The organism is Kribbella swartbergensis, assembly GCF_054784135.1.
The window spans coordinates 15675-35863 of record NZ_BAAGPM010000026.1 but is presented as its reverse complement, the minus strand read 5'-3'; the positions used below and the strand labels follow the sequence as shown (position 1 = coordinate 35863).

The 20189-nt window shown below is 69.0% G+C and carries 18 protein-coding genes; 3 read left to right on the top strand and 15 right to left on the bottom strand.

All coding sequences use genetic code 11. The features are described from left to right. The first annotated feature begins 9 nt into the window (after positions 1-9). The gene (gene murA, locus ACYVOK_RS24290) at positions 10-1296 is read left to right on the top strand and encodes a UDP-N-acetylglucosamine 1-carboxyvinyltransferase (RefSeq protein ID WP_460664828.1); all 1287 of its coding nucleotides are present in this window, start codon (positions 10-12) and stop codon (positions 1294-1296) included. A 21-nt stretch (positions 1297-1317) separates the two neighbouring features. Further along, positions 1318-2511, top strand: a complete 1194-nt coding sequence (fabV, locus tag ACYVOK_RS24285) for an enoyl-[acyl-carrier-protein] reductase FabV (RefSeq protein ID WP_460664827.1) — start codon at positions 1318-1320, stop codon at positions 2509-2511. Here fabV and ACYVOK_RS24280 read toward each other — a convergent pair. Beyond that, positions 2498-4999 (bottom strand): DEAD/DEAH box helicase, encoded by a 2502-nt coding sequence (locus ACYVOK_RS24280; RefSeq protein ID WP_460664826.1) that lies wholly within the window; start codon positions 4997-4999, stop codon positions 2498-2500. The two genes, fabV and ACYVOK_RS24280, sit on opposite strands and share 14 nt — an antisense overlap. A 130-nt stretch (positions 5000-5129) precedes the next feature. On the opposite strand from ACYVOK_RS24280, the gene ACYVOK_RS24275 reads away from it, so the two are divergent. Then, positions 5130-6983 (top strand): sialidase family protein, encoded by a 1854-nt coding sequence (locus ACYVOK_RS24275; RefSeq protein ID WP_460664825.1) that lies wholly within the window; start codon positions 5130-5132, stop codon positions 6981-6983. 29 nt (positions 6984-7012) lie between these two features. On the opposite strand, the gene ACYVOK_RS24270 is transcribed toward ACYVOK_RS24275, so the two are convergent. The 14 genes from ACYVOK_RS24270 to ACYVOK_RS24205 form a co-directional block, all read right to left on the bottom strand. Then, positions 7013-7444, bottom strand: coding sequence for a DUF2550 domain-containing protein (locus ACYVOK_RS24270; RefSeq protein ID WP_460664824.1), 432 nt, complete (start codon positions 7442-7444; stop codon positions 7013-7015). Between the two features lie 135 nt (positions 7445-7579). After that, positions 7580-7984, bottom strand: coding sequence for a F0F1 ATP synthase subunit epsilon (locus ACYVOK_RS24265; protein WP_460664823.1), 405 nt, complete (start codon positions 7982-7984; stop codon positions 7580-7582). A 1-nt stretch (position 7985) separates the two neighbouring features. Continuing rightward, a complete protein-coding gene (gene atpD, locus ACYVOK_RS24260; RefSeq protein ID WP_460664822.1) occupies positions 7986-9443 on the bottom strand; it encodes a F0F1 ATP synthase subunit beta in 1458 nt (485 codons plus the stop codon). Between the two features lie 5 nt (positions 9444-9448). After that, on the bottom strand, positions 9449-10360 hold the full coding sequence (locus ACYVOK_RS24255; protein ID WP_460664821.1) for a F0F1 ATP synthase subunit gamma: 912 nt from the start codon (positions 10358-10360) through the stop codon (positions 9449-9451). A gap of 6 nt (positions 10361-10366) precedes the next feature. Beyond that, positions 10367-12004, bottom strand: a complete 1638-nt coding sequence (atpA, locus tag ACYVOK_RS24250; protein WP_460664820.1) for a F0F1 ATP synthase subunit alpha — start codon at positions 12002-12004, stop codon at positions 10367-10369. 90 nt (positions 12005-12094) lie between these two features. Beyond that, the gene (locus tag ACYVOK_RS24245; RefSeq protein ID WP_460664819.1) at positions 12095-12892 is read right to left on the bottom strand and encodes a F0F1 ATP synthase subunit delta; all 798 of its coding nucleotides are present in this window, start codon (positions 12890-12892) and stop codon (positions 12095-12097) included. Next, positions 12892-13461, bottom strand: coding sequence for a F0F1 ATP synthase subunit B (locus ACYVOK_RS24240; RefSeq protein WP_460664818.1), 570 nt, complete (start codon positions 13459-13461; stop codon positions 12892-12894). The genes ACYVOK_RS24245 and ACYVOK_RS24240 overlap by 1 nt, the downstream gene beginning before the upstream one ends. 30 nt (positions 13462-13491) lie before the next feature. Next, complete coding sequence (gene atpE, locus ACYVOK_RS24235; protein WP_460664817.1) at positions 13492-13716, bottom strand: ATP synthase F0 subunit C; 225 nt, start codon at positions 13714-13716, stop codon at positions 13492-13494. An 82-nt stretch (positions 13717-13798) separates the two neighbouring features. After that, positions 13799-14581 carry a F0F1 ATP synthase subunit A gene (gene atpB, locus ACYVOK_RS24230; protein ID WP_460664816.1) on the bottom strand — a complete coding sequence of 261 codons (783 nt, stop codon included), beginning with the start codon at positions 14579-14581 and terminating at the stop codon, positions 13799-13801. Positions 14582-14678: 97 nt separating this feature from the next. Further along, entirely contained in the window at positions 14679-14894 is a 216-nt protein-coding gene (locus ACYVOK_RS24225; protein WP_460664815.1) for an AtpZ/AtpI family protein, read from the bottom strand. A 123-nt stretch (positions 14895-15017) separates the two neighbouring features. Further along, on the bottom strand, positions 15018-15482 hold the full coding sequence (locus ACYVOK_RS24220; protein ID WP_460664814.1) for a hypothetical protein: 465 nt from the start codon (positions 15480-15482) through the stop codon (positions 15018-15020). Positions 15483-15686: 204 nt separating this feature from the next. After that, positions 15687-16805 carry a glycosyltransferase family 4 protein gene (locus ACYVOK_RS24215; protein WP_460664813.1) on the bottom strand — a complete coding sequence of 373 codons (1119 nt, stop codon included), beginning with the start codon at positions 16803-16805 and terminating at the stop codon, positions 15687-15689. Beyond that, positions 16805-17824 (bottom strand): L-threonylcarbamoyladenylate synthase, encoded by a 1020-nt coding sequence (locus ACYVOK_RS24210; RefSeq protein ID WP_460664812.1) that lies wholly within the window; start codon positions 17822-17824, stop codon positions 16805-16807. The genes ACYVOK_RS24215 and ACYVOK_RS24210 overlap by 1 nt, the downstream gene beginning before the upstream one ends. Before the next feature lie 96 nt (positions 17825-17920). After that, positions 17921-20170: a WD40/YVTN/BNR-like repeat-containing protein gene (locus ACYVOK_RS24205; RefSeq protein ID WP_460664811.1), complete on the bottom strand. Its 2250-nt coding sequence runs from the start codon at positions 20168-20170 to the stop codon at positions 17921-17923. Between the last annotated feature and the right edge of the window lie 19 nt (positions 20171-20189).

Sequence of the window (20189 nt, the reverse complement as noted above, 5' to 3'; positions counted from 1 at the left end):
AGTCGACCGGTGGAACGGTTTCGGATCGCGGGTGAAGCACGGCTCGAGGGTGCCGTGGAGGTCGCCGGGGCGAAGAACAGTGTGCTCAAGCTGATGGCGGCGGCCCTGCTGGCGGAGGGTACGACGCTCCTGCGGCAGGTCCCGAACATCCTCGACGTCACCTTCATGGCCCAGTTGCTGGACACGCTCGGGTGCGAGGTGAAGGTCGACGCCGACGAGCGGACGGCCACGATCGCCGTACCGGGTGAGGTCGGGCACCAGTGCGACTACGAGCTCGTCCGCAAGCTGCGGGCGTCGATCTCGGTGCTCGGACCGCTGCTGGCCCGGTGCGGCCGGGCGGAGGTGGCGCTGCCGGGCGGTGACAACATCGGCTCGCGCGGGCTGAACATGCACGTCGCGGGCCTGGAGGCGATGGGTGCGAAGGTGCACATCGCGCACGGTTTCGTCATCGCCGAGGCGCCGCAGGGCCTGCACGGTGCCGAGGTGTGGCTGGACTTCCCGAGTGTCGGCGCGACCGAGACGATCATGATGGCCGCCGTCCTGGCAAGGGGCACCACCGTGATCGAGAACGCCGCCCGGGAGCCGGAGATCCAGGACATCGCCGCGATGCTGGTCGAGATGGGCGCCCAGATCGACGGCGCCGGGTCGCCGCGGATCGAGGTGAACGGCGTCGCCGGACCGCTCCAGCCGGTCGAGCACACCGTCGTACCGGACCGGATCGTCGCCGGGAGCTGGGCGTTCGCCGCCGCGATCACGAAAGGCGACGTGACGATCACGAACGGCCACGCCGAGCACCTGGAACTGCCGCTGGACAAGCTGACCAAGGCCGGCGCGGAAATCAGCGTGCTGGAGTCCGGGTTCCGGGTGCGGATGCACGACCGGCCCAAGCCGGTGGACGTGGTCACGTTGCCGTACCCGGGCTTCGCGACCGATCTGCAGGCGTTCGTGATCGCGCTGAACGCGCTGAGTGACGGCGCTGCGATGGTGACCGAGAACCTGTTCGAGGGCCGGTTCACGTTCGCCCAGGAGCTGACCCGGCTCGGCGCGCAGATCCAGACCGACGGTCACCACGCGGTGGTCCGCGGCGTTCCGCGGCTGTCCGGTGCGCCGGTGGTCGCCAGCGACATCCGGGCCGGTGCCGCCCTGGTGCTCGCGGGTCTGGCAGCCGAAGGCGAGACCCTGGTGTCCGCCGCCCATCACGTCCACCGCGGCTACACCGACTTCGCCGGCAACCTCCGCCGCCTCGGCGCGGACGTCACGGTCGAGCCGGACGACGTGGAGATGTACTGGAACTAGCCGCCGGTTAGGGTCGTGCGCATGACTGCGCGCGTGATCAAGCCTCTCGGCCGTGGATTCCTGTTCCTGGACTCGCATCCGGCAGGATGTGCCCGCCTGGTCCGCGACCTGGCCGGACAGGTCGAGCGCCGTACGCCGGAACGCCGTACGGCGCTCGTGATCGGATCGAGCTCCGGCTACGGCCTGGCCGCGACGATCGCGGGCCTCGTGCGCTACGGCATCGACGGGGTGGGTGTTTCCTTTGAGAAGGCACCGACCGCCCGCCGGACCGCGACCGCCGGCTGGTACCGCACGGCCGAGACAGCCGCACTGGCTGCCGAGCTCGGCCGGGACTTCCGGTTCGTCAACGCGGACGCCTTCGCGGACACGACGAAGACCGAGGTGCTCGACCTGATCGCCGAGCGGTTCGGCGGGATCGACCACCTGATCTACAGCGTCGCCGCACCCCGGCGGGTGGACCCCCGGAACGGCGAGACCTACCAGTCGGCGCTCAAGACGATCGGCTCCCCGCACACCACCAAGAGTCTCGCCTTCGAGGACCGCGCACCCGTCCTGCAGGAGGTCGGGATCGACGTGGCGACCGACGACGAGATCGCCCAGACGGTGAAGGTGATGGGCGGCGAGGACTGGGCGCGCTGGGTCTCCGCACTCGACGAGCGCGGGCTGCTGAAGCCCGGCTTCAGCACGGTCGCGCTCACCTACATCGGCTCCGACCTGACCGGCCCGATCTATCGGCAGGGCTCGATCGGCGCCGCCAAGGCCGACCTCGAACAGACCGCGCTGACACTCGGCAAGGACGGCGGTGTGCAGGCGATGACGTCGGTGAACGGCGCCGCCGTCACCCAGGCGTCCTCCGCGATCCCCGGCATCGGTCTGTACGTCAGCCTGCTGCACAAGGTCCTCGGCGACGGCCTGCAGACCCCGATCCAGCAGTCGATCGCGTTGTGGGACCAGCTCACCGGCTCGGCACCACTGGACCTGGACGACGAAGGCCGGATCCGCCTCGACCGCTGGGAACTGGCCGACGACGTCCAAGCCGCCGTACGCGCTCGATGGGAGGCGGCGACCCAGGAGAACCTCGCGGACGTCGCCGACACCGCGTGGTTCTTCGCCGAGGTACGACGGCTCTACGGCTTCGACGTACCGGGGGTCGAGTACGAGGCCCCGACCGAGGTCGACGTCGACTGGCCTGCCGCGGCTTCTACAGGGGCTTGAACGACACCATCTCCAGGACGAGATCGCCGGCTTCGTCGGAGGCGGCCAGGTCGACGGTGGCGCTGATCCGCCAGTCGTGGTTGCCTTCGGGGTCGTCGATGATCTGCTGGACCTCCCAGTAGCCGGGGTGCTCCTCGACGATGAACAGCGCCGGGCCGCGGGCCGCCGGGCCGGTGTTCAGGGTGGAGTGTTCGGCGTAGTACGCCGTACCGGCCTCGGCCCACCGGGCGGCGTCCCAGCCGGAGTCGGCGTCGAGTTGGCCGAGCTCGGCCCAGCGGTGCAGGGAGATCAGCTCGACGCGGCGGAACATCGCGTTGCGGACGAGGACCCGGAACGCCCTGCTGTTCAAGGTGATCCGGCGCGGCCCGGCCGGCGTCGGCTCGGCGACCTCCTCGACCGACGGGTTGGTCAGCTCCTCCCATTCGTCGAGCAGGCTGGAGTCCGTCTGCCGGACCACCTCGCCGAGCCATTCGACGATGTCGGTCAGGTCGTCGTTGACCTTGTCGGGCGGAACGGTCTGCCGGAGCGCCTTGTAGGCGTCGCTGAGATACCGCAGCACGATTCCCTCCGACCGCGCCAGCCCGTAGAACCCGATGAACTCGCCGAACGTCATCGCCCGCTCGAACATGTCCCGGACCACCGACTTCGGCGACAACCCGGCTTCGGCGATCCACGGGTGCGTCTGCCGGTACATCTCGAACGTTGCCTCGAGCAACTCGTTGAGCGGCTTGGGCCAGGTGACGTCCTCGAGCAGTTCCATCCGCTCGTCGTACTCGATACCCTCCGCCTTCATCGCGTTCACGGCCTGACCCCGGGCGTGGTGCTCCTGCGCCCACAGCACCGCCCGCGGGTCCTCGAGTGTCGCCTCGATGATCGAGACCACGTCCAGCGCGTACTCCGGGCTCTCCGGGTCGAGCAGGTCCAGGGCGGCCAGCGCGAACGTCGACAACGGCTGGTTGAGGCTGAAGTCCTTCTGCAGGTCGACGGTCAGCCGCAGCGTCCGCCCGTACTCGTCGGGCTCGTCCAGTCGCTCGACCACACCCGCGGTCAGCAGCGTCCGGTAGATCTGGATCGCGCGGCGGATCAGCCGGACCTGGGCCTTGGAGTCCTCGTGGTTGTCGCGCAGCAGCCGCCGCATGCTCTCGAACGCGTCACCGTCGCGGGCGATCACGTTGAGCAGCATCGCGTGGCTGACCCGCATCCGCGACTGCAACGCCTCGGGCTCGGCCGCGACCAGCCGGTCGAAGGTGTCCTCGCCCCAGGTGACGAAACCCTCCGGCGGCTTCTTCCGTTGCACCTTGCGCTGCTTCTTCGGGTCGTCACCGGCCTTCGCCAGCGCCTTCACGTTCTCCACCACGTGGTCCGGCGCCTGGACCACGACCGTCCCGGACGTGTCGTACCCGGCCCGTCCGGCCCGGCCCGCGATCTGGTGGAACTCCCGGGCCTTCAGGATCCGCTGCCGGCGTCCGTCGTACTTGCTCAGCGCCGTCAGTACGACGGTCCTGATCGGGACGTTGATGCCGACGCCGAGGGTGTCGGTGCCGCAGATGACCTTGAGCAGACCGGCCTGCGCGAGCTGCTCGACCAGGCGGCGGTACTTCGGCAGCATGCCGGCGTGGTGGACGCCGATACCGTGCTTGACCAGCCGCTGGAGGGTCCGGCCGAAGCCCTTGCTGAACCGGAAGTTGCCGATCAGCTCGTTGATCTTGTCCTTCTCCTCCTTCGAGGAGACATTGATGCTCATCAGCGCCTGGGCGCGCTCGAGGGCGGCGGCCTGCGTGAAGTGAACGACGTACACCGGCGCCTGATGGGTGGTGAGCAGCTCCTCGAGAGTCTCGTGCAGCGCAGTGGTGACGTACTTGTAGATCAGTGGCACCGGGCGCTCGGCGCTGGACACGATCGCGGTCGGGCGGCCGGTCCGCCGGGACAGGTCGATCTTGAACCGTTCGACGTCGCCGAGGGTCGCCGACATCAGGACGAACTGGGCGTTCGGCAGTTCCAGCAGCGGCACCTGCCACGCCCAGCCGCGGTCGGGCTCGGAGTAGAAGTGGAATTCGTCCATCACCACCTGACCGACGTCCGCGGCCGCGCCCTCGCGCAGCGCGACGTTGGCGAGCACCTCGGCGGTGCAGCAGATGATCGGTGCGCCGGCGTTCACCGACGCGTCGCCGGTCAGCATGCCGACCTTGTCGGCCCCGAAGACGTCGCACAACGCGAAGAACTTCTCCGACACCAGCGCCTTGATCGGCGCGGTGTAGAAGGTGCGTCTGCCGTTCGCCAGCGCCGAGAAGTGCGACCCGGTGGCGACCAGGCTCTTCCCCGACCCGGTCGGCGTGGACAGGATCACGTTCGATCCCGTCATCACCTCGATCAGCGCCTCCTCCTGCGCCGGGTACAGCGAGATCCCCTGCTCCCCCACCCACCGCGCGAACGCGTCGTACAGGTCATCAGGCTCAGTCGTCCCCGGCACTACCTCAGTCAGCGTCATCACCACCCATTGTCCCTGACGCGCCAGGCCAGGCGCGCGACCACACCGTTTCCGGTTCGGTCTGGGCCGTTGACAGGGTTCCGGGGCGGTCGTCTCCTGTGGGAAGGGGATTCTCACAGGGGGTGAGGGCGTGAAGCGCTTCGTGGTGGCCGGTGTGTTGTGCGCCGGTGTGGTGGCGTCGCTCGGGTCGGTACCGGCCGGTGCGGCACCAGGAGACGTCAAGGTGAGTGACCGCGCGTACATCAGGTACGACGGCGGCACGGATGCGGCGCTGGCCGCGTGCTCGACCAACAACAGGCAGCAGAACGAGCCTGCCGCGAGCGTGGCGCCGCACAATCCGCTGCTGATGTCGTCCGGATCCAACGACTACTGCACCGTCCCGACGACCGGTGGGACCTGGGCCGGCTTCTACTACTCGGGAAACGGCGGTACGTCGTGGACCAACAGCCTGCTGCCGGGCTACCCGGGTGACACCTCACCAGCCGGTACGGCCTCGCCGCTGCAGCGGATCGGTGTCGCCAACGCCGGCGACCCCGTGCAGGCCTGGGACAACCACGGACACCTCTACTACGCGGGCATCGGCTTCAACCGGGCTCGGCCGGCGCTCGGCTCGATCTGGGTCGCCCGGTACGCGTGGCCGAGTGGTCCGGCTCCGTCGTACGAGTTCACCACGCTGGTCGAACGTGGTACGCCCAGCCCGATCTTCCTCGGTCTGTTCCACGACAAGATCCAACTCGAGGTTGACCGCGGCGCCGACAGCCCGTACGACGGCAACGTCTACGTGTGCTGGGCCCGATTCACCGCGAGCGGCCCGAACAACGGGGTGTTCCTGGCGCGATCGAGCGACGGCGGGCGGACCTTCCGCAGCCAGAAGGTCTCCGAGTCGGTGCACGGCAGCCAGTTCTGCGACATCGCGGTCACCCGGAACGGTGACGTCTACGTCGCCTGGCGACAGTTCGAGTTCCGTGCGGACCGTGGGCAGATGCAGGGCAACGCGGTCGCGTGGGTGAAGTCGACCAACGGCGGGAAGTCGTTCACCAAGCCGGCCGTGGCGACCGGCTTCATCGGTTGGGACCCGGGCGACCAGACGGTCTCGGCTCCCGCTTACGGCCGGGCGAAGTACGAAGCCTGCCTGCGCGGCGACGGGACGCCGGGCGCGTGCGCGAGCCCGGAACCACGGGCGTTCGCGCGCGATTGCGGTGACGGCCCGCTCGCCTGCCGGTCCGGCTACGTCTTCCACCGGGCGAACTCGCAGGTCCGCATCACGGCCGACCCGACCGCGTCCGGTAATCCGAATGCGGTGTTCGTGGTGTACGACGCAAGCGTGCCCGGCTCGCAGACGTCGACCGGCACGACGTACGGCACGATCAGCGAGGGCGTCGGCAGTCAGGCGTCGATCTACCTGGTGCGGACGACGACGGGCGGTGCTTCCTGGACGACGCCGGCACGGATCGATCCGCAGGTGCGCGGCCATCAGTACTTCCCCGACATCGTGGCCGAGTCCGGGCGGTTGCACGCCGTCTGGCAGGACAGCCGGTTCGATGCCGCCTCAGGCCCGGGCGGGCGTGACTTCCGCAGTGTGCCGGTCGGGAACCGTGCGGTGGCAACGAATCCGCCAGGCTCGGTGTCCGCCGGCGCAGGTCTCGCGGCTTTCTACGCCGTCTCGGTCAACGGCGGCGCGACGTGGACGCGCAGCGAGGTGAGCACCGTCCGCACGATGCCGCAGTACGAACAGTTCGGTGACCGAGACGTCCCGTTCTTCGGCGACTACAACTACATCGCCGCGTCGGGCACGACCGCGTTCATGACCTGGACCGACCACCGCGACGTCGTCCCCGGCACCGACCCACGCTACCCAGTGGACGGTGTCGACGGCTTCGACGTCCTCCAGTGCCGGGCCGCCAACCCGGACGGCACCTTCGGGCCCGACACCTGCCCCAATGCGGGAGGCCTCGACCAGAACATCTACGGCGCGGTGCGCTGACGTTCACCTGGCAGCGGCCGGACCTGCCGTCAGTGGTAGGTCTGGCTGCTGGGTGGGGCGGACTCCATCCAGGCGAGGACGCCGGTGAGAGCCTCTTCGGTCATGGCGAAGTGGACGGTCCGGTCGTGCAGTTTCGCGTCGACGATGACGTGGCCGGCATAGGTGACGAGGGGTTCGTTGCCCATCGGGCGGCGGGTGGTGATGCCTTCCAGCTGGCGGCGGTTGACCACCAGCTTGGGCCACCAGGCCAGGCTGAAGACGCGGAACCACTGCAGGTCGTCACCGACGTAGCGGGCCAGGCCGAGGGCCCAGCCGCGACCATGGTCCTTCTCCGCCAACTGCAGGCTGCAATCGAACGTGCCGCCGTCCCTGGACAACCAGCGACGGCGGCACGCGAAGGCGATGATCAGCAGTACGGCGGCAAGCAGACAGACCCCGACGACATCGAGGACTGTCCTCATACCTTGCCGACCCCATTCCCAGTGCCCGTGGTCCGGTACCGCCCCGGGCACTGCCGGAGAACCGTACTGTCAGTGACGATGTTCAATTATGGCAGGTGGGAACTGTGCCACTGCGGCCCCACCCCACCGCCCCGGTCAGGTCGCCTTCTCGGCGGCCCTCACCCGTGCTTCGGCGAGCCGGACGTCTTCCTGGGCGGCCTCGGTGTCGCTACCGGTGGCCTGGGCCCGCTCGAGGTCGCGGCGGGCCTCCTCCAGGTCGATGTCGTGACCCATCTCGGCGTTCTCGGCCAGGATCGAGACCCGGTCGTTCGCCACCGAGATGAAGCCGTCCGGCGCGGCCGCGACGAAGTACTCGTCGTCGACGGTCCGCACCTGGACGGTGCCACCCTGCAGCAGACCCAGCAGCGGCGCGTGGCCGGGCAGGATACCGACGTCACCGTCCGTGGTCCGGGCGATGACGATCTTGGCCTGGCCCTGCCACACCGTCCGCTCGGCCGCGACCAGCGCGACCTCCAGGTGCTTGGCAGAATCCTCGGCCATCTCAGTTTTCCTTCTGCAGCTCGGCCCACTTGCGCTCGACGTCCTCGAGCGAACCGACGTTGAAGAACGCCTGCTCGGCGATGTGGTCGCATTCGCCGTCGACGATCTTCTTGAAGGACTCGATGGTGTCCTTCAGCGGCACGGTCGAGCCCGGGATGTTGGTGAACTTCTCCGCCATGTAGGTGTTCTGGGAGAGGAACTGCTCGATCCGGCGCGCGCGGGCGACGGTGATCTTGTCCTCTTCGGACAGCTCGTCCACACCGAGGATAGCGATGATGTCCTGCAGTTCCTTGTTCTTCTGCAGGATCTGCTTGACCCGGACGGCCACGTCGTAGTGCTCCTGGCCGATGTACTGCGGGTCCAGGATCCGCGAGCTCGAGGCCAGCGGGTCCACGGCCGGGTACAGACCACGGGCCGCGATGTCACGCGACAGCTCGGTGGTCGCGTCCAGGTGGGCGAACGTGGTGGCCGGCGCCGGGTCGGTGTAGTCGTCCGCGGGCACGTAGATCGCCTGCATCGAGGTGATCGAGTGACCCCGGGTCGAGGTGATCCGCTCCTGCAGCACGCCCATCTCGTCGGCCAGGTTCGGCTGGTAACCCACCGCGCTCGGCATCCGGCCGAGCAGCGTGGACACCTCGGAACCGGCCTGGGTGAACCGGAAGATGTTGTCGATGAACAGCAGCACGTCCTGCTGCTTGACGTCGCGGAAGTACTCCGCCATCGTCAGCGCCGACAGCGCGACCCGCAGCCGGGTGCCCGGCGGCTCGTCCATCTGGCCGAACACCAGCGCGGTGTCCTTGAAGACGCCGGCCTCTTCCATCTCGTTGATGAGGTCGTTGCCCTCACGGGTCCGCTCGCCCACGCCGGCGAACACCGACGTACCACCGAAGTTGTGGGCGATCCGGTAGATCATCTCCTGGATCAGCACGGTCTTGCCGACACCCGCACCACCGAACAGGCCGATCTTGCCGCCCTGCACGTACGGCGTGAGCAGGTCGAGCACCTTGATGCCGGTCTCCAGCATCTCGGTCTTCGACTCGAGCTGGTCGAAGGCCGGCGCCTTGCGGTGGATCGGCCAGCGCTCGGTGACCTCGAACTCCGACTCGTCCTGGTTCAGGCACTTGCCGGTGACGTTCCAGACCCGGCCCTTGGTGACGTCACCGACCGGGACGGAGATCGACGAACCGGTGTCGCGCACCTCGGCGCCGCGGACCAGGCCGTCGGTCGGCTTCATCGAGATCGCCCGGACGATGTTGTCGCCGACGTGCAGGGCGACCTCGAGGGTGATCGTCTGGCTGGTGTCGCCGAGGTCGATGTCGACCTCGAGCGCGTTGTAGATCTCCGGCATCGCGTCCACAGGGAACTCGACGTCGACGACCGGGCCGATCACCCGGGCGACGCGCCCAACGGAACCCGCCGCTGCGCCATTGCCGTTCTTCTCGGTAACCGTGGCAGTCATCTCTCTCACTCGCTCCCGGCGGTCGCATCGGCCAGCGCGCTGGCGCCGCCGACGATCTCGCTGATTTCCTGGGTAATTTGCGCCTGACGCGCCTGGTTGAAGTCACGCGTCAGCTTCTCGATGAGCTCCTGCGCGTTGTCCGTCGCGGACTTCATCGCCCGCTGGCGGTTCGCCAGCTCCGACGCCGCCGCCTGCAGCATGCAGTAGTGGATCCGGCTCGCGACGTACTTCGGCAGCAGCGCGTCCAGCACGTCCTCGGCGGACGGCTCGAACTCGTACAGCGGCAGCACCTCGTCCGGCGCCGGCGGCTCCTCGCCCTCGACGACCTCGAGCGGCAGCAGCCGGATCACGTCCGGGCGCTGGGTCAGCATCGACACGAACCGGGTGAAGACGATGTGGATCTCGTCCACGCCGCCCTCCTCGGTCGGGGTCAGGAAGGCCTCGATCAGCGCGTCGGCGATCTCCCGGGCCCGGGCGAAGCTCGGGTTGTCGGAGTCACCGCTCCACGACTGCTCGACCTCCCGCTGCCGGAAGGTGTAGTAGGCGATGGCCTTGCGGCCGCTGAGGAAGGGCACGATCTCCTTGCCCTCCTCGCGCAGCAGCTGGTGCAGCCGCTCGCCCTCGCGGATCACGTTCGCCGAGTACGCCCCCGCCTGACCGCGGTCGGAGGTGATCAGCAGCACCGCGGCCCGCTTGGGGTTCGGCTTCTCGGTGGTCAGCGGGTGGTCGACGTTCGAGAACGTCGCCACCGCCGACACGGCACGGGTGAGCTCACGCGCGTACGGACCGGCCGCCTGGGCGCGCTGCTGCGCCTTGACGATCCGGGACGCCGCGATGAGCTCCATCGCGCGAGTCAGCTTCTTGATCGTCGAGACCGAGGCCCGGCGCTCACGAAGCTCCCGCAGACTGGCTGGCACGGTCGATCAGCCCCGCTTCTGCCGGATGATCTGCTCGTGCTCGACATCGCCCTCGTCCATCGCGTCGGCCTCCGCCTCGGTGCCGAGCAGCGTGCCCTCCGAGGTCTGGAACGTCGGCTTGAACGCCTTCAGGGCCTCGGTCACGGCCTGCGCCTCGTCGTCGCCGAACAGGCCGGACTCGCGGATGCCGTCGAGCACCTTGCTCTCCCGCCGCAGGTAGTCGAGGAAGTCACGCTCGAACCGGAGCACGTCGTCCACCGGCACCTCGTCGAAGTGACCCTTCGTACCGGCCCAGATGGAGACGATCTGCTCCTCCACCGGGTACGGCGAGTACTGCGGCTGGCGGAGCAGCTGGACCAGGCGCTGGCCACGGTCGAGCTGGCGGCGCGACGTCGCGTCCAGGTCGGAGGCGAACATCGCGAACGCCTCCATCGCGCGGAACTGGGCCAGGTCCAGCTTCAGCGAACCGGACACGTTCTTCATGCCCTTGACCTGCGCGGCACCACCGACCCGGGACACCGAGATACCGACGTCGATGGCCGGGCGGATGTTCGCGTTGAACAGGTCGGACTGCAGGAAGATCTGGCCGTCGGTGATCGAGATGACGTTGGTCGGGATGAACGCCGACACGTCGTTGGCCTTGGTCTCGATGATCGGCAGACCGGTCATCGAGCCGCCGCCGAGCTCGTCGGACAGCTTCGCGCAGCGCTCCAGCAGGCGGCTGTGCAGGTAGAAGACGTCACCCGGGTACGCCTCGCGGCCCGGCGGGCGGCGCAGCAGCAGCGACATCGCGCGGTATGCCTCGGCCTGCTTGGTCAGGTCGTCGAAGACGATCAGCACGTGCTTGCCCTGGTACATCCAGTGCTGGCCGATGGCCGAGCCGGTGTACGGCGCGACGTACTTGAAGCCGGCCGGGTCGGACGCCGGGGAGGCCACGATGGTGGTGTACTCCATCGCGCCGGCCTCTTCGAGCGCGCCGCGGACCGCGGCGATCGTGGAGCCCTTCTGGCCGATCGCGACGTAGATGCAGCGGACCTGCTTCTTCGGGTCGCCGGACTCCCAGTTCGCCTTCTGGTTGATGATCGTGTCGACCGCGATCGCCGTCTTGCCGGTCTTGCGGTCGCCGATGATCAGCTCCCGCTGGCCGCGGCCGATCGGGATCATGCCGTCGATCGCCTTGATCCCGGTCTGCAGCGGCTCGCGGACCTCCTGGCGGTCCATCACACCGGCCGCCTGGAGCTCGAGCGCACGGGTGCCCTCGATGTCCTTGATCTCGCCCAGGCCGTCGATCGGCCTGCCCATCGGGTCGACCACACGGCCGAGGTAGCCCTCGCCGACCGGCACGGACAGCACCTGCCCGGTGCGGCGGACCTGCTGGCCCTCCTCGATCCCGTCGAACTCACCGAGGACCACGACACCGATGTCGCGGACGTCCAGGTTCAGCGCGATACCGCGGGTGCCGTCCTCGAACTCGAGCAGCTCGTTGGTCATCGCCGAGGGCAGGCCCTCGACGTGCGCGATGCCGTCACCGGCGTCGATGACGGTGCCGACCTCTTCCCGGCTCGTCTCGGCCGGTTGGTACTCGGTGACGAACCGATCCAGGGCGTCCCGGATCTCCTCCGGCCTGATCGTGAGCTCAGCCATTGTGTTTCCTGCTTCCTTGACCTTGCTGGCCTGTTGTTGGCCCCACAGGCTTTGCCGGGCCCGGGAACCGCTGTCTGTCGTTGAGGGCCGTCAGCCCGCGATGCGCCGTTGCGCCTCGTCGAGCCTGGCCGCGATGGTTCCGTCGATCACTTCGTCGCCGATGTCGACCCGGACACCGCCGACCACGCTCGGGTCGACGATGACGTTCAGCTGGATGTCCCGGCCGTACTGCCGGCCGAGCGCCTCGGCCAGCCGGGTGCGATCCGCCTCGGACAGGTCGGTGGCGACCCGCACAGTGGCGATGCTGGCGTTGCGCCGGGCCGCCGCGGCGACCTGGTACGCCCGCATCGAGGCGGCGAAGCTCCGGCCCCGTCCGTCCACCGCGCGCTCGACCAGCCGCAGGGTGACGGCGTCCGCCTTGCCCTCCAGCAGACCGTGGATCAGCTGCTGGCGCAGGCCGACCGGGATGCTCCGGTCACTCAGCTTGTCGCTCAGCGCCCGCTCGGCCACGACGACCCGGTCCAGCCGGAACAGCTCGTCCTCGATCTCGTCCAGCTTGCCCCGGCCGTCGGCGTACGCCACGTCGGCCTCGACACTCAACTGCTCGAGCGCGTCGCCGAGATCGCGGCCGCTGACCCAGCGACCGGACACGGCGGCGGTCAGGATCTCCCGCGCCTGGGCGGAGATCCTGTCGCCGAACAGCTGCTCGACCAGCCCGGTGCGAGCGGCCTGCGGGCGGGCCGGGTCGGTCAGCGCGCGCCGGAGCGCGCCGTTGCTGTCCAGCACCTTGGCGACCGAGAACAGCTCGGTGCCCAGCTCCTCGGAGACGGTGACACCCGCCAGGGCCTCCTCGGCCCGGGCGAGTGACTCCTGCGACGCGCCGCGCATCAGCCGTCCGTTCCGACGGCCTGACGTGCGGACTCCGACGTCTCGAGCTCGGCCAGGAACCGCTCGACGGTGCGACGCTGCCGCGCCTCGTCCTCGAGCGACTCACCGACGATCCGGCCGGCCAGCGTGGTGGCCATGTGGCCGACCTCGCTGCGCAGCGCGGCGACCGCCTGCGCCCGCTCGGCGTCGATCTGGGTCCGCGCGTGCGACACGATGCGCTCCGCCTCGGCGTTCGCCTGCTCACGCATCTCCGCGATGATCTGCGCACCCTGCTCACGCGCGTCCTCACGGATCTTCGCAGCCTCCTGGCGGGCCTCCGCCAGCTGCGCGTTGTACTTCTCCAGTGCCGCCTTCGCCTCGGCCTGGGCCTGCTTGGCCTCGTTCATCCCGCCTTCGATGGCCGCGGTCCGATCGGCGTACGCCTTCTCGAACTTCGGGACGACGACCTTGGCGAAAGCGATGGCCAGCAGGATCAGGAAGACGAAACCGAAAATGATCTCGGCGGTGTGCGGCAGCAGCGGGTTGACTTCCTCACCCGCCTCCGTCAGCGGAAGCACCATCGTCAACATGTCTGAATCCTGTCAGTCGGAGGAAGTAGCTCAGGAACGGAAGACGAAGGCGAGCGCGATACCGATGATCGCCAGAACCTCGGTCACGCCGAAGCCGATCCACGCGATCGACTGCAGCTTGCTCTGTGCCTCCGGCTGCCGCGCGGTGCCGTTGATCACGGCGGCGAAAATCAGGCCGACGCCGACGCCCGGGCCGATCGCGGCAAGGCCGTATCCGAGAACGGCGATGTTGCCGGCAATCTCGAGAGCGTTCATTGCAGGTTGTTCCTTTCGGTACGGATAGGGGCTATCCGGGTTTCCGTTACTGCGGGTCTGGGAGTACTGCGGGTGGTGCGGATCAGTGGTCCTCGGCGATGGCGCTGCCGATGTACTGCGCGGTCAGGACGACGAAGATGTAGGCCTGGATGCACTGGACGAACAGCTCCAGCCCGGCGATCGCGATGCCCATCAGCAGGGTCAGGATGCCGACGCCGGCCAGGCCGATGTTGCCGGTGTGCAGCAGCATGTACTCGCCGCCGAGGACGAACACCAGCAGCAGGATGTGACCGGCGAACATGTTCGCGAACAACCGCAGGCTCAGCGAGACCGGCCGGACCAGGATGTTCGAGATGAACTCGATCGGGATCATCAGCGGCATCAGCCAGGCCGGGACGCCGGCCGGCATCGTCTGGTGCTTGAAGTAGCCCCAGGGGCCGTGCTTCTTGATCCCGACCGCGTTGTAGATCACCCAGCTCATCACCGCGGCGACGTAGGCCCAGCCGATGTGGCTGAAGGTCGGGAACTGGATCAGCGGCACCGTGGCGGCGACGTTGTTCAGCAGGATGAAGAAGAACAGGCCGCACAGGTACGGCACGTACTTCATGTGCTCGTGGCTGCCGATGGCGTCGCGGGCGATCGAGTTCCGGACGAAGTTGTAGCCCAGCTCACCGGCGAACTGCAGCTTGCTCGGCACGATCTCGGCCTTGCGGGAAGCACCCCAGAAGAACCAGACGATCACTACGACGGACAGCGCCGCGACCAGGACCGGCTTGGTGAACCAGTCGACGCCGTCGATGATCGGCGGGGTGTCGAAACTCTGTGGACCGGGCGGGGTGAACTCGGTCGAAACGCCGGCAATCACCGGGTCTCCTCTCGCGTCGTGCTCAAGTCGGACGCCTTGTGGGCAAGGGCAGGGCGGCTCAGGGCATGGCGGTCAACAACGTCAGACCCGGTGGGGATCAGGACCGCGACCCGTACCGGAAGTGCAACAGCAGAACGGTGAGCCCGGCACCGAGGACGATGCCCACCGGAAGCAGGAACTGGGTGCCGAGCAGGCGATCCAACCCGAAGCCGATGCCGCCGTACACCACGACACCGCCGATCAAGTAGGACAGGACCCGCCAGCCGTCGCCCGCGTTCCCGGGTGATGGCTTCGGATCCTGATGCTCGCTCATTGGCATCCGAAAGGTACCAGGAGGCAACAGATCCGGTCACATCGGCACCCGTAACCTCCACCACAGCAGGGAAGCGCCGGACGGTGAACTCGCTCGGCTGGTTCACGTCGTCACCCAGGGTGCTCATGCGGTCACCTCCCCGTCCAGGTCGTAGATCGGGACGCGCAGCCGCGACCAGGCCCAGATCTCGCCGGCCATCCAGCCCATCACGACGACCATCGCGCAGACCCCGAGCACGGTGAGATTCACGTGCCGGGCAAGGCCTTCCGAGCTCAGCGCGAGGGCGAGCAGGCCACCGAAGATCGCGATCCGGCCGGTGTACGACGCCATCGCGACCGCGAGTTGCGTCGTCGGCGTGGCCCGGCGGGACAGGTGCAGGGCGAACAGGCCCGCACCGGAGAAGACGACCACCATCAGCAGACCCAGCAATGCACCCCACAGCCCGGCGAGGCCGGCGGCGACCGTGGACACCGCGGCCGCGTTCACACCGACGACGAGCGCGGCGACGAGTGCGCCACGCAGCATTGCCAGCGCCGGGTGCCTGGTTGCCTGGCCGGCGACTTTCGGGCTCTGGGCCGAGGAAGCCATCTGGTGGTTCCGTCCTGCTGGCGACCGGGTCTCGCGGCTCGGTCGTCGGGTGGGCGGGGTCAGGGGTGACACTGTTCTTTGCTGGTGCTTGTGAAAACTAGCACAAAGTCTGCACGGTCAGCAAAACGAGGTCCCTGCCGCTGTACACGCACACCCTATCGGTAGGCCACGCGCACGAGTGGTCTGGTCCCCGCCTGAGCGCCGTCAGACCTTGGCGAGCGGTTTCCGGTGGCGGCGGGGGAGACCGGTCGTGAGCAGGATCGCGGTGACCGTGACGGCCAGCACGATCAGGGCGGTCCACCAGAACAACACGAGTCCGAGGACCACCACGCCGTACGCGATCAACGCGGTCCACAGGTACATCAGCAGGACGGCCCGGCGGTGCGAGTGGCCGCGCTGCATCAGGCGGTGGTGCAGGTGCAGTTTGTCCGCGGCGAACGGCGAGCGGCCTGCCTTGGTCCGGCGGATGTAGGCCAGCGTCAGGTCCAGCGCCGGGATCGCGAGGACGGCGATCGGCAGGATCAGCGGGAGCAGCGCCGGCAGCAGGCTGGACCCGCCGACCTCGTACGGCACCGCGTTCGGGTCCATCTGGCCGGTCAGGCTGATCGTCGACGCGGCCAGCATCAGACCGATCAGCAGGGCACCGGAGTCGCCCATGAAAACCCTGGCGGGGAAGAAGTTGTGCGGCAGGAAACCGAGGCACGCACCGGCCAACGCGACGGTGATCAGCGTCGAGGTGGTCGCGCGGTCGAGGTTCTGCTCGACGTTCAGCAGGTACGAGTAGGTGAAGAACGCGGTCGCGCCGATCGCGGTCACCCCGGCGGCCAGGCCGTCCAGTCCGTCGACGAAGTTCACCGCGTTGCAGGACACCAGCAGGATCCCGGCGGTGAGTACGGCGAGTTGCGCGGGCGGCGGCGAGACCACACCGCCGGGCAGCGGCAGCCAGTACAACTGGATGCCCTGGACAACCATCACGCCGACGGCGAGGACTTCACCGGCGAGCTTGGTGATCGCGTCCAGCTCGTACAGGTCGTCGACCACGCCGACGGCACAGATCACCACGCCGCCGATCAGGATCGCCCGGGCGTCGTGGGCGACCTGCAGGCTGTCGCCGAGGAAGGGCAGGCTGGAGGCGACGGCGAAGGCGGCGATCAGGCCGCCGAGGATGGAGACGCCGCCGAAGTACGGGATCGGGACCTTGTGCACGTCCCGGGCCCGGACCTTGGCCACGGCGCCGTACCTCAGGGCGACCTGCCGTGCCACGCCGGTCAGCAGGAAGGTCGTGGCCATGGCCACGAACAGGACCAGCAGGTACTCGCGCACTAGTCCGCAGGCCTCACATCGGGTTCGGTCGCCTTGTCAGTCTCCTCGGACTTGGACGCCCCAACCGCCCCACCGGTTGGCTCCCCACCAACCGTCTTCTCACCCGCAACCGGCGTTACGTCGGCCGCCTTCTCATCCGCAACCGGCGTTGCGTCGGTCGCCTTCTCAGCAGCCGGCTCGTCGCCCGCGGCCTTCTGCCCCGCCGGCTCCTCGCCATCGGCCGCCTTCTCGGCAACCGGCTTGCCGTCCTGGTCCGCCTCGACCGGCTTCTTGTCCTCAGTCGCCTTCTCGGCAGCCGGCTCGTCGCCGGCTGACTTCTCCTCGACCGGCTTCTGGTTCTCGGCCGGTTGCTCGTCCTCGGCGGGCTGGTCGTTTTCGAGGTCGGAGGTGACTTCGGGGACTACGGCGCGGAGCTCGGCGAGGGAGAGGGCGCCGAGGCGGACGACGTGCGGGGTGTCGCCGGTCAGGTCGACGATGGTGGACGGCTGTCCGCCGGTCGCCGGACCGCCGTCGAGGTAGACCGCGACCGCGTCCTTCAGCTGCTCCTCGGCGTCGTACACGTCCAGCGCGGCCGGTCGTCCACTCAGGTTGGCCGAGCTGACCGCGAGCGGCCCGGTGCGGGACAGCAGCTCGCGGGTGTTCTCGTGGTCCGGCACCCGGAGCGCGACCGTCCCCTGGGTCTCCCCCAGGTCCCACATCAGCGACGTCTGCGCGTGGCAGATCACCGTCAGCGGCCCGGGCCAGAACTCCTGGCAGAGCTTGCGTCCCGCCTCCGGGATGTCGGTGGCGAGCGCGTCCAGCGACTCGACCACCGAGATCAGCACCGGCGGCGGCATGTCGCGGCCGCGGCCCTTGGCGTCCAGCAGTCGCTGGACCGCGTCGGCCTTGAAGGCGTCCGCGGCGATCCCGTACATGGTGTCGGTCGGCAGGACGACCAGGTCGCCGGCCTCGATGGCGTCCACGGCCGCGCGGTAGGCCGGTGCCAGCTCGTCGCCGGTGAAGTCGAAGCGCTCACTCACGCACCGAATCGTGCCACTCCATGCCGGTCAGTCTCCACGTGGGTGGCCTCGCGGGCGGTGGCCGGGGCGCGTTTCACCCGGGCCACCGCCCGCGGATCAGCCGACCGTGGTCCGGTAGAGCCCGCGCCCGAAGGTCGCTGCGACCAGACGGTGGTTCCGGCCGTCGTACTCGATGTCGTCGACCGGGACCATCGGGAGTTCCCGGCCGAGGCGGAGCCACCGGGGTCCGCCGTCGTGGCTGACGAAGACGCCCTGATCGGTGGCGACGTACAGGGTGCGCCCGGCACCCTGGATCACGTCGTTGACCGGCGCCTGCGGCAGGTTGCCGCTGAGGTCGGACCAGCTCCGGCCGGCGTCGGAGCTGGTCAGCACGTACGGCGAGGCCGAGCCGCTCCGGTAGCCCGACAGAGTGACCCAGATCCGGGCCGGGTCGGTCGCGGACACCGCGATCCGGGTGACCCAGACGCCGCCGGCACGGATCAGGGACCAGGTCGCGCCGGTGTCGCGGGTGACCCAGATCCGGCCGTCGTCCGTACCGGCGTACACGGTCCGGCCGTCGCGCGCCGGCGCCACGGTCGTGATGGTGCCGAACGGGTAGCTGTCCTGGCCGGGTCCGCCGGTCAGGTCCGGACTGATGGCCGCCCAGGTGACGCCGCCGTCGGTGGAGCGGTTGAGCCGGTTGCCGCCGGTGTAGAGCACCTTCGGGTCGGCCGGGTCCAGCTCGATCGGGGTGAACCAGTTCCGCCGGTCGGAAACGATCTTGTTGCCGAAGTAGGTCAGCGTGTCGCCACCGTCGGTGGAACGGAAGCAGTTGCCGTACTGGTAGCAGGCGAAGACGTTCTGCTTGTCCCGCGGATTGATCTGGTTCTCCTCGCCGTCGCCGCCGAGGTACTCGTTGAAGCCTTCCGTGCTCCCCCAGGAGCGCAGCGACCCGTTGTCCTGCGTGCCGCCGGAGTACCGGGTGGTGTCCTGCGGGGTGATCGCGGCGCTGTAGAACTGCATGTACGGCTGGTGCTCGGCCTTGACCCAGCCGCCGTCGCCGTCGGCGTCCGAGCGATACATGCCACCGTCGTTGCCGAGGTAGACCCGGCTCGGGTAACGCGGGTCCCAGACCATCGCGTGGTGGTCGACGTGGATCGACGTGGTGTCGGAGGTCCAGGTCCGGCCGGCGTCCTTGGTGGTCAGCAGCCCGACGCCCGCGACGTGCACATGGTTCGCGTCGTCGGGGTCGACCCAGACCTTGCCGAACCACCAGGGGAAGCTCGACTGTGACGCCGCCAGGTCGGTGTTGTGGGGAAGCCTGGTCCAGGTGTCACCGCCGTCGGTCGACGACAGGAAGCCGTCGAAGGTACCGCTGCCGCCGCTGCCCTTGCTCAGGATCGCGTACAGCCGCTTGGGGTCGTTCGGCGCGAGTCCGAGACCGATCCGGCCCACCTCCGGACCGACCGGGACGAGACTGTCCAGCCGCTGCCAGCTCCGGCCGCCGTCGGTCGACCGGTACACGCCGGACCCGACTCCGCCGTACGAGCGCTTCTCCGGGACCCGGCGGTGGTCCCACATCACCGCGTACAGCCGGTCGGCGTCGGACGGGTCGATCATCACCTCGGTGGCGCCGGTGAACTCGTTGCTGCCGGCGAGGACTCTGCTCCAACTGCGGCCGCCGTCCAGACTGCGGTAGACGCCACGCTCGCCGCCGCCGTTGTAGAGCGAGCCGGCCGCGGCCACGAAGATCCGGCGTGGGTCACGCGGATCGACGGTGATGGCGCTGATCGCGCCGGAGTCGCGCAGGCCGATCGCCCGCCAGTTCCGGCCGCCGTCGTTCGACGCGTACAAACCGGTGCCCTCGTAGGTGATGCTGCCGCCGCCCGGGTTGGGCTCTCCGGTGCCGACGTACAGCGTGCCGTCCGGCGACGCCGCCACCGCTCCCATCGCCTGGGTCCAGTGGTCCGGCCAGGCAGGGGCGAACGTCCGGCCGGCATCCGTACTGCGCCAGAGCCCGCCGCTGGCCGCGGCGGCGTACACGGTGTCGCGGCGGTGCGGATCGAGCGCCACGCTGACGATGCGGCCGCCGATGTTGGCGGGACCGAGCGACTGCCACTTCCCGCCGGTCTGCGGGATGCGCTGAGCCTGCGCCGCGGCGGTCGCGTAGGCGTCGCGCGGGATGCCTTGGCCGGGCAGGGTTTTCTGGCGGTAGCGGTGCTCCTCGGGGGCCGACGGGCCGCGCACCGGGCGGTACTCGTCGGGCTCGGCGGCAGCGGCAGTGCCGCCGGCGCCGGTGCCGGCGAGCAGGGCCGCGGCCAGGGCGGTGGTGACAGTGGCTGACAGGAACTTGCTGGGACGGCGCATCACGGCTCCCTCACATGAG

Coding starts and splice junctions, on each gene's coding strand:
- ACYVOK_RS24220 (WP_460664814.1), bottom strand. CDS start 15,482: ATGGCTTCCTCGGCCCAGAGCCCGAAAGTCGCCGGCCAGGCAACCAGG.
- atpA (WP_460664820.1), bottom strand. CDS start 12,004: ATGGCTGAGCTCACGATCAGGCCGGAGGAGATCCGGGACGCCCTGGAT.
- ACYVOK_RS24280 (WP_460664826.1), bottom strand. CDS start 4,999: ATGACGCTGACTGAGGTAGTGCCGGGGACGACTGAGCCTGATGACCTG.
- ACYVOK_RS24205 (WP_460664811.1), bottom strand. CDS start 20,170: ATGCGCCGTCCCAGCAAGTTCCTGTCAGCCACTGTCACCACCGCCCTG.
- fabV (WP_460664827.1), top strand. CDS start 1,318: ATGACTGCGCGCGTGATCAAGCCTCTCGGCCGTGGATTCCTGTTCCTG.
- ACYVOK_RS24265 (WP_460664823.1), bottom strand. CDS start 7,984: ATGGCCGAGGATTCTGCCAAGCACCTGGAGGTCGCGCTGGTCGCGGCC.
- ACYVOK_RS24225 (WP_460664815.1), bottom strand. CDS start 14,894: ATGAGCGAGCATCAGGATCCGAAGCCATCACCCGGGAACGCGGGCGAC.
- ACYVOK_RS24270 (WP_460664824.1), bottom strand. CDS start 7,444: ATGAGGACAGTCCTCGATGTCGTCGGGGTCTGTCTGCTTGCCGCCGTA.
- atpD (WP_460664822.1), bottom strand. CDS start 9,443: ATGACTGCCACGGTTACCGAGAAGAACGGCAATGGCGCAGCGGCGGGT.
- ACYVOK_RS24240 (WP_460664818.1), bottom strand. CDS start 13,461: ATGTTGACGATGGTGCTTCCGCTGACGGAGGCGGGTGAGGAAGTCAAC.
- atpE (WP_460664817.1), bottom strand. CDS start 13,716: ATGAACGCTCTCGAGATTGCCGGCAACATCGCCGTTCTCGGATACGGC.
- ACYVOK_RS24245 (WP_460664819.1), bottom strand. CDS start 12,892: ATGCGCGGCGCGTCGCAGGAGTCACTCGCCCGGGCCGAGGAGGCCCTG.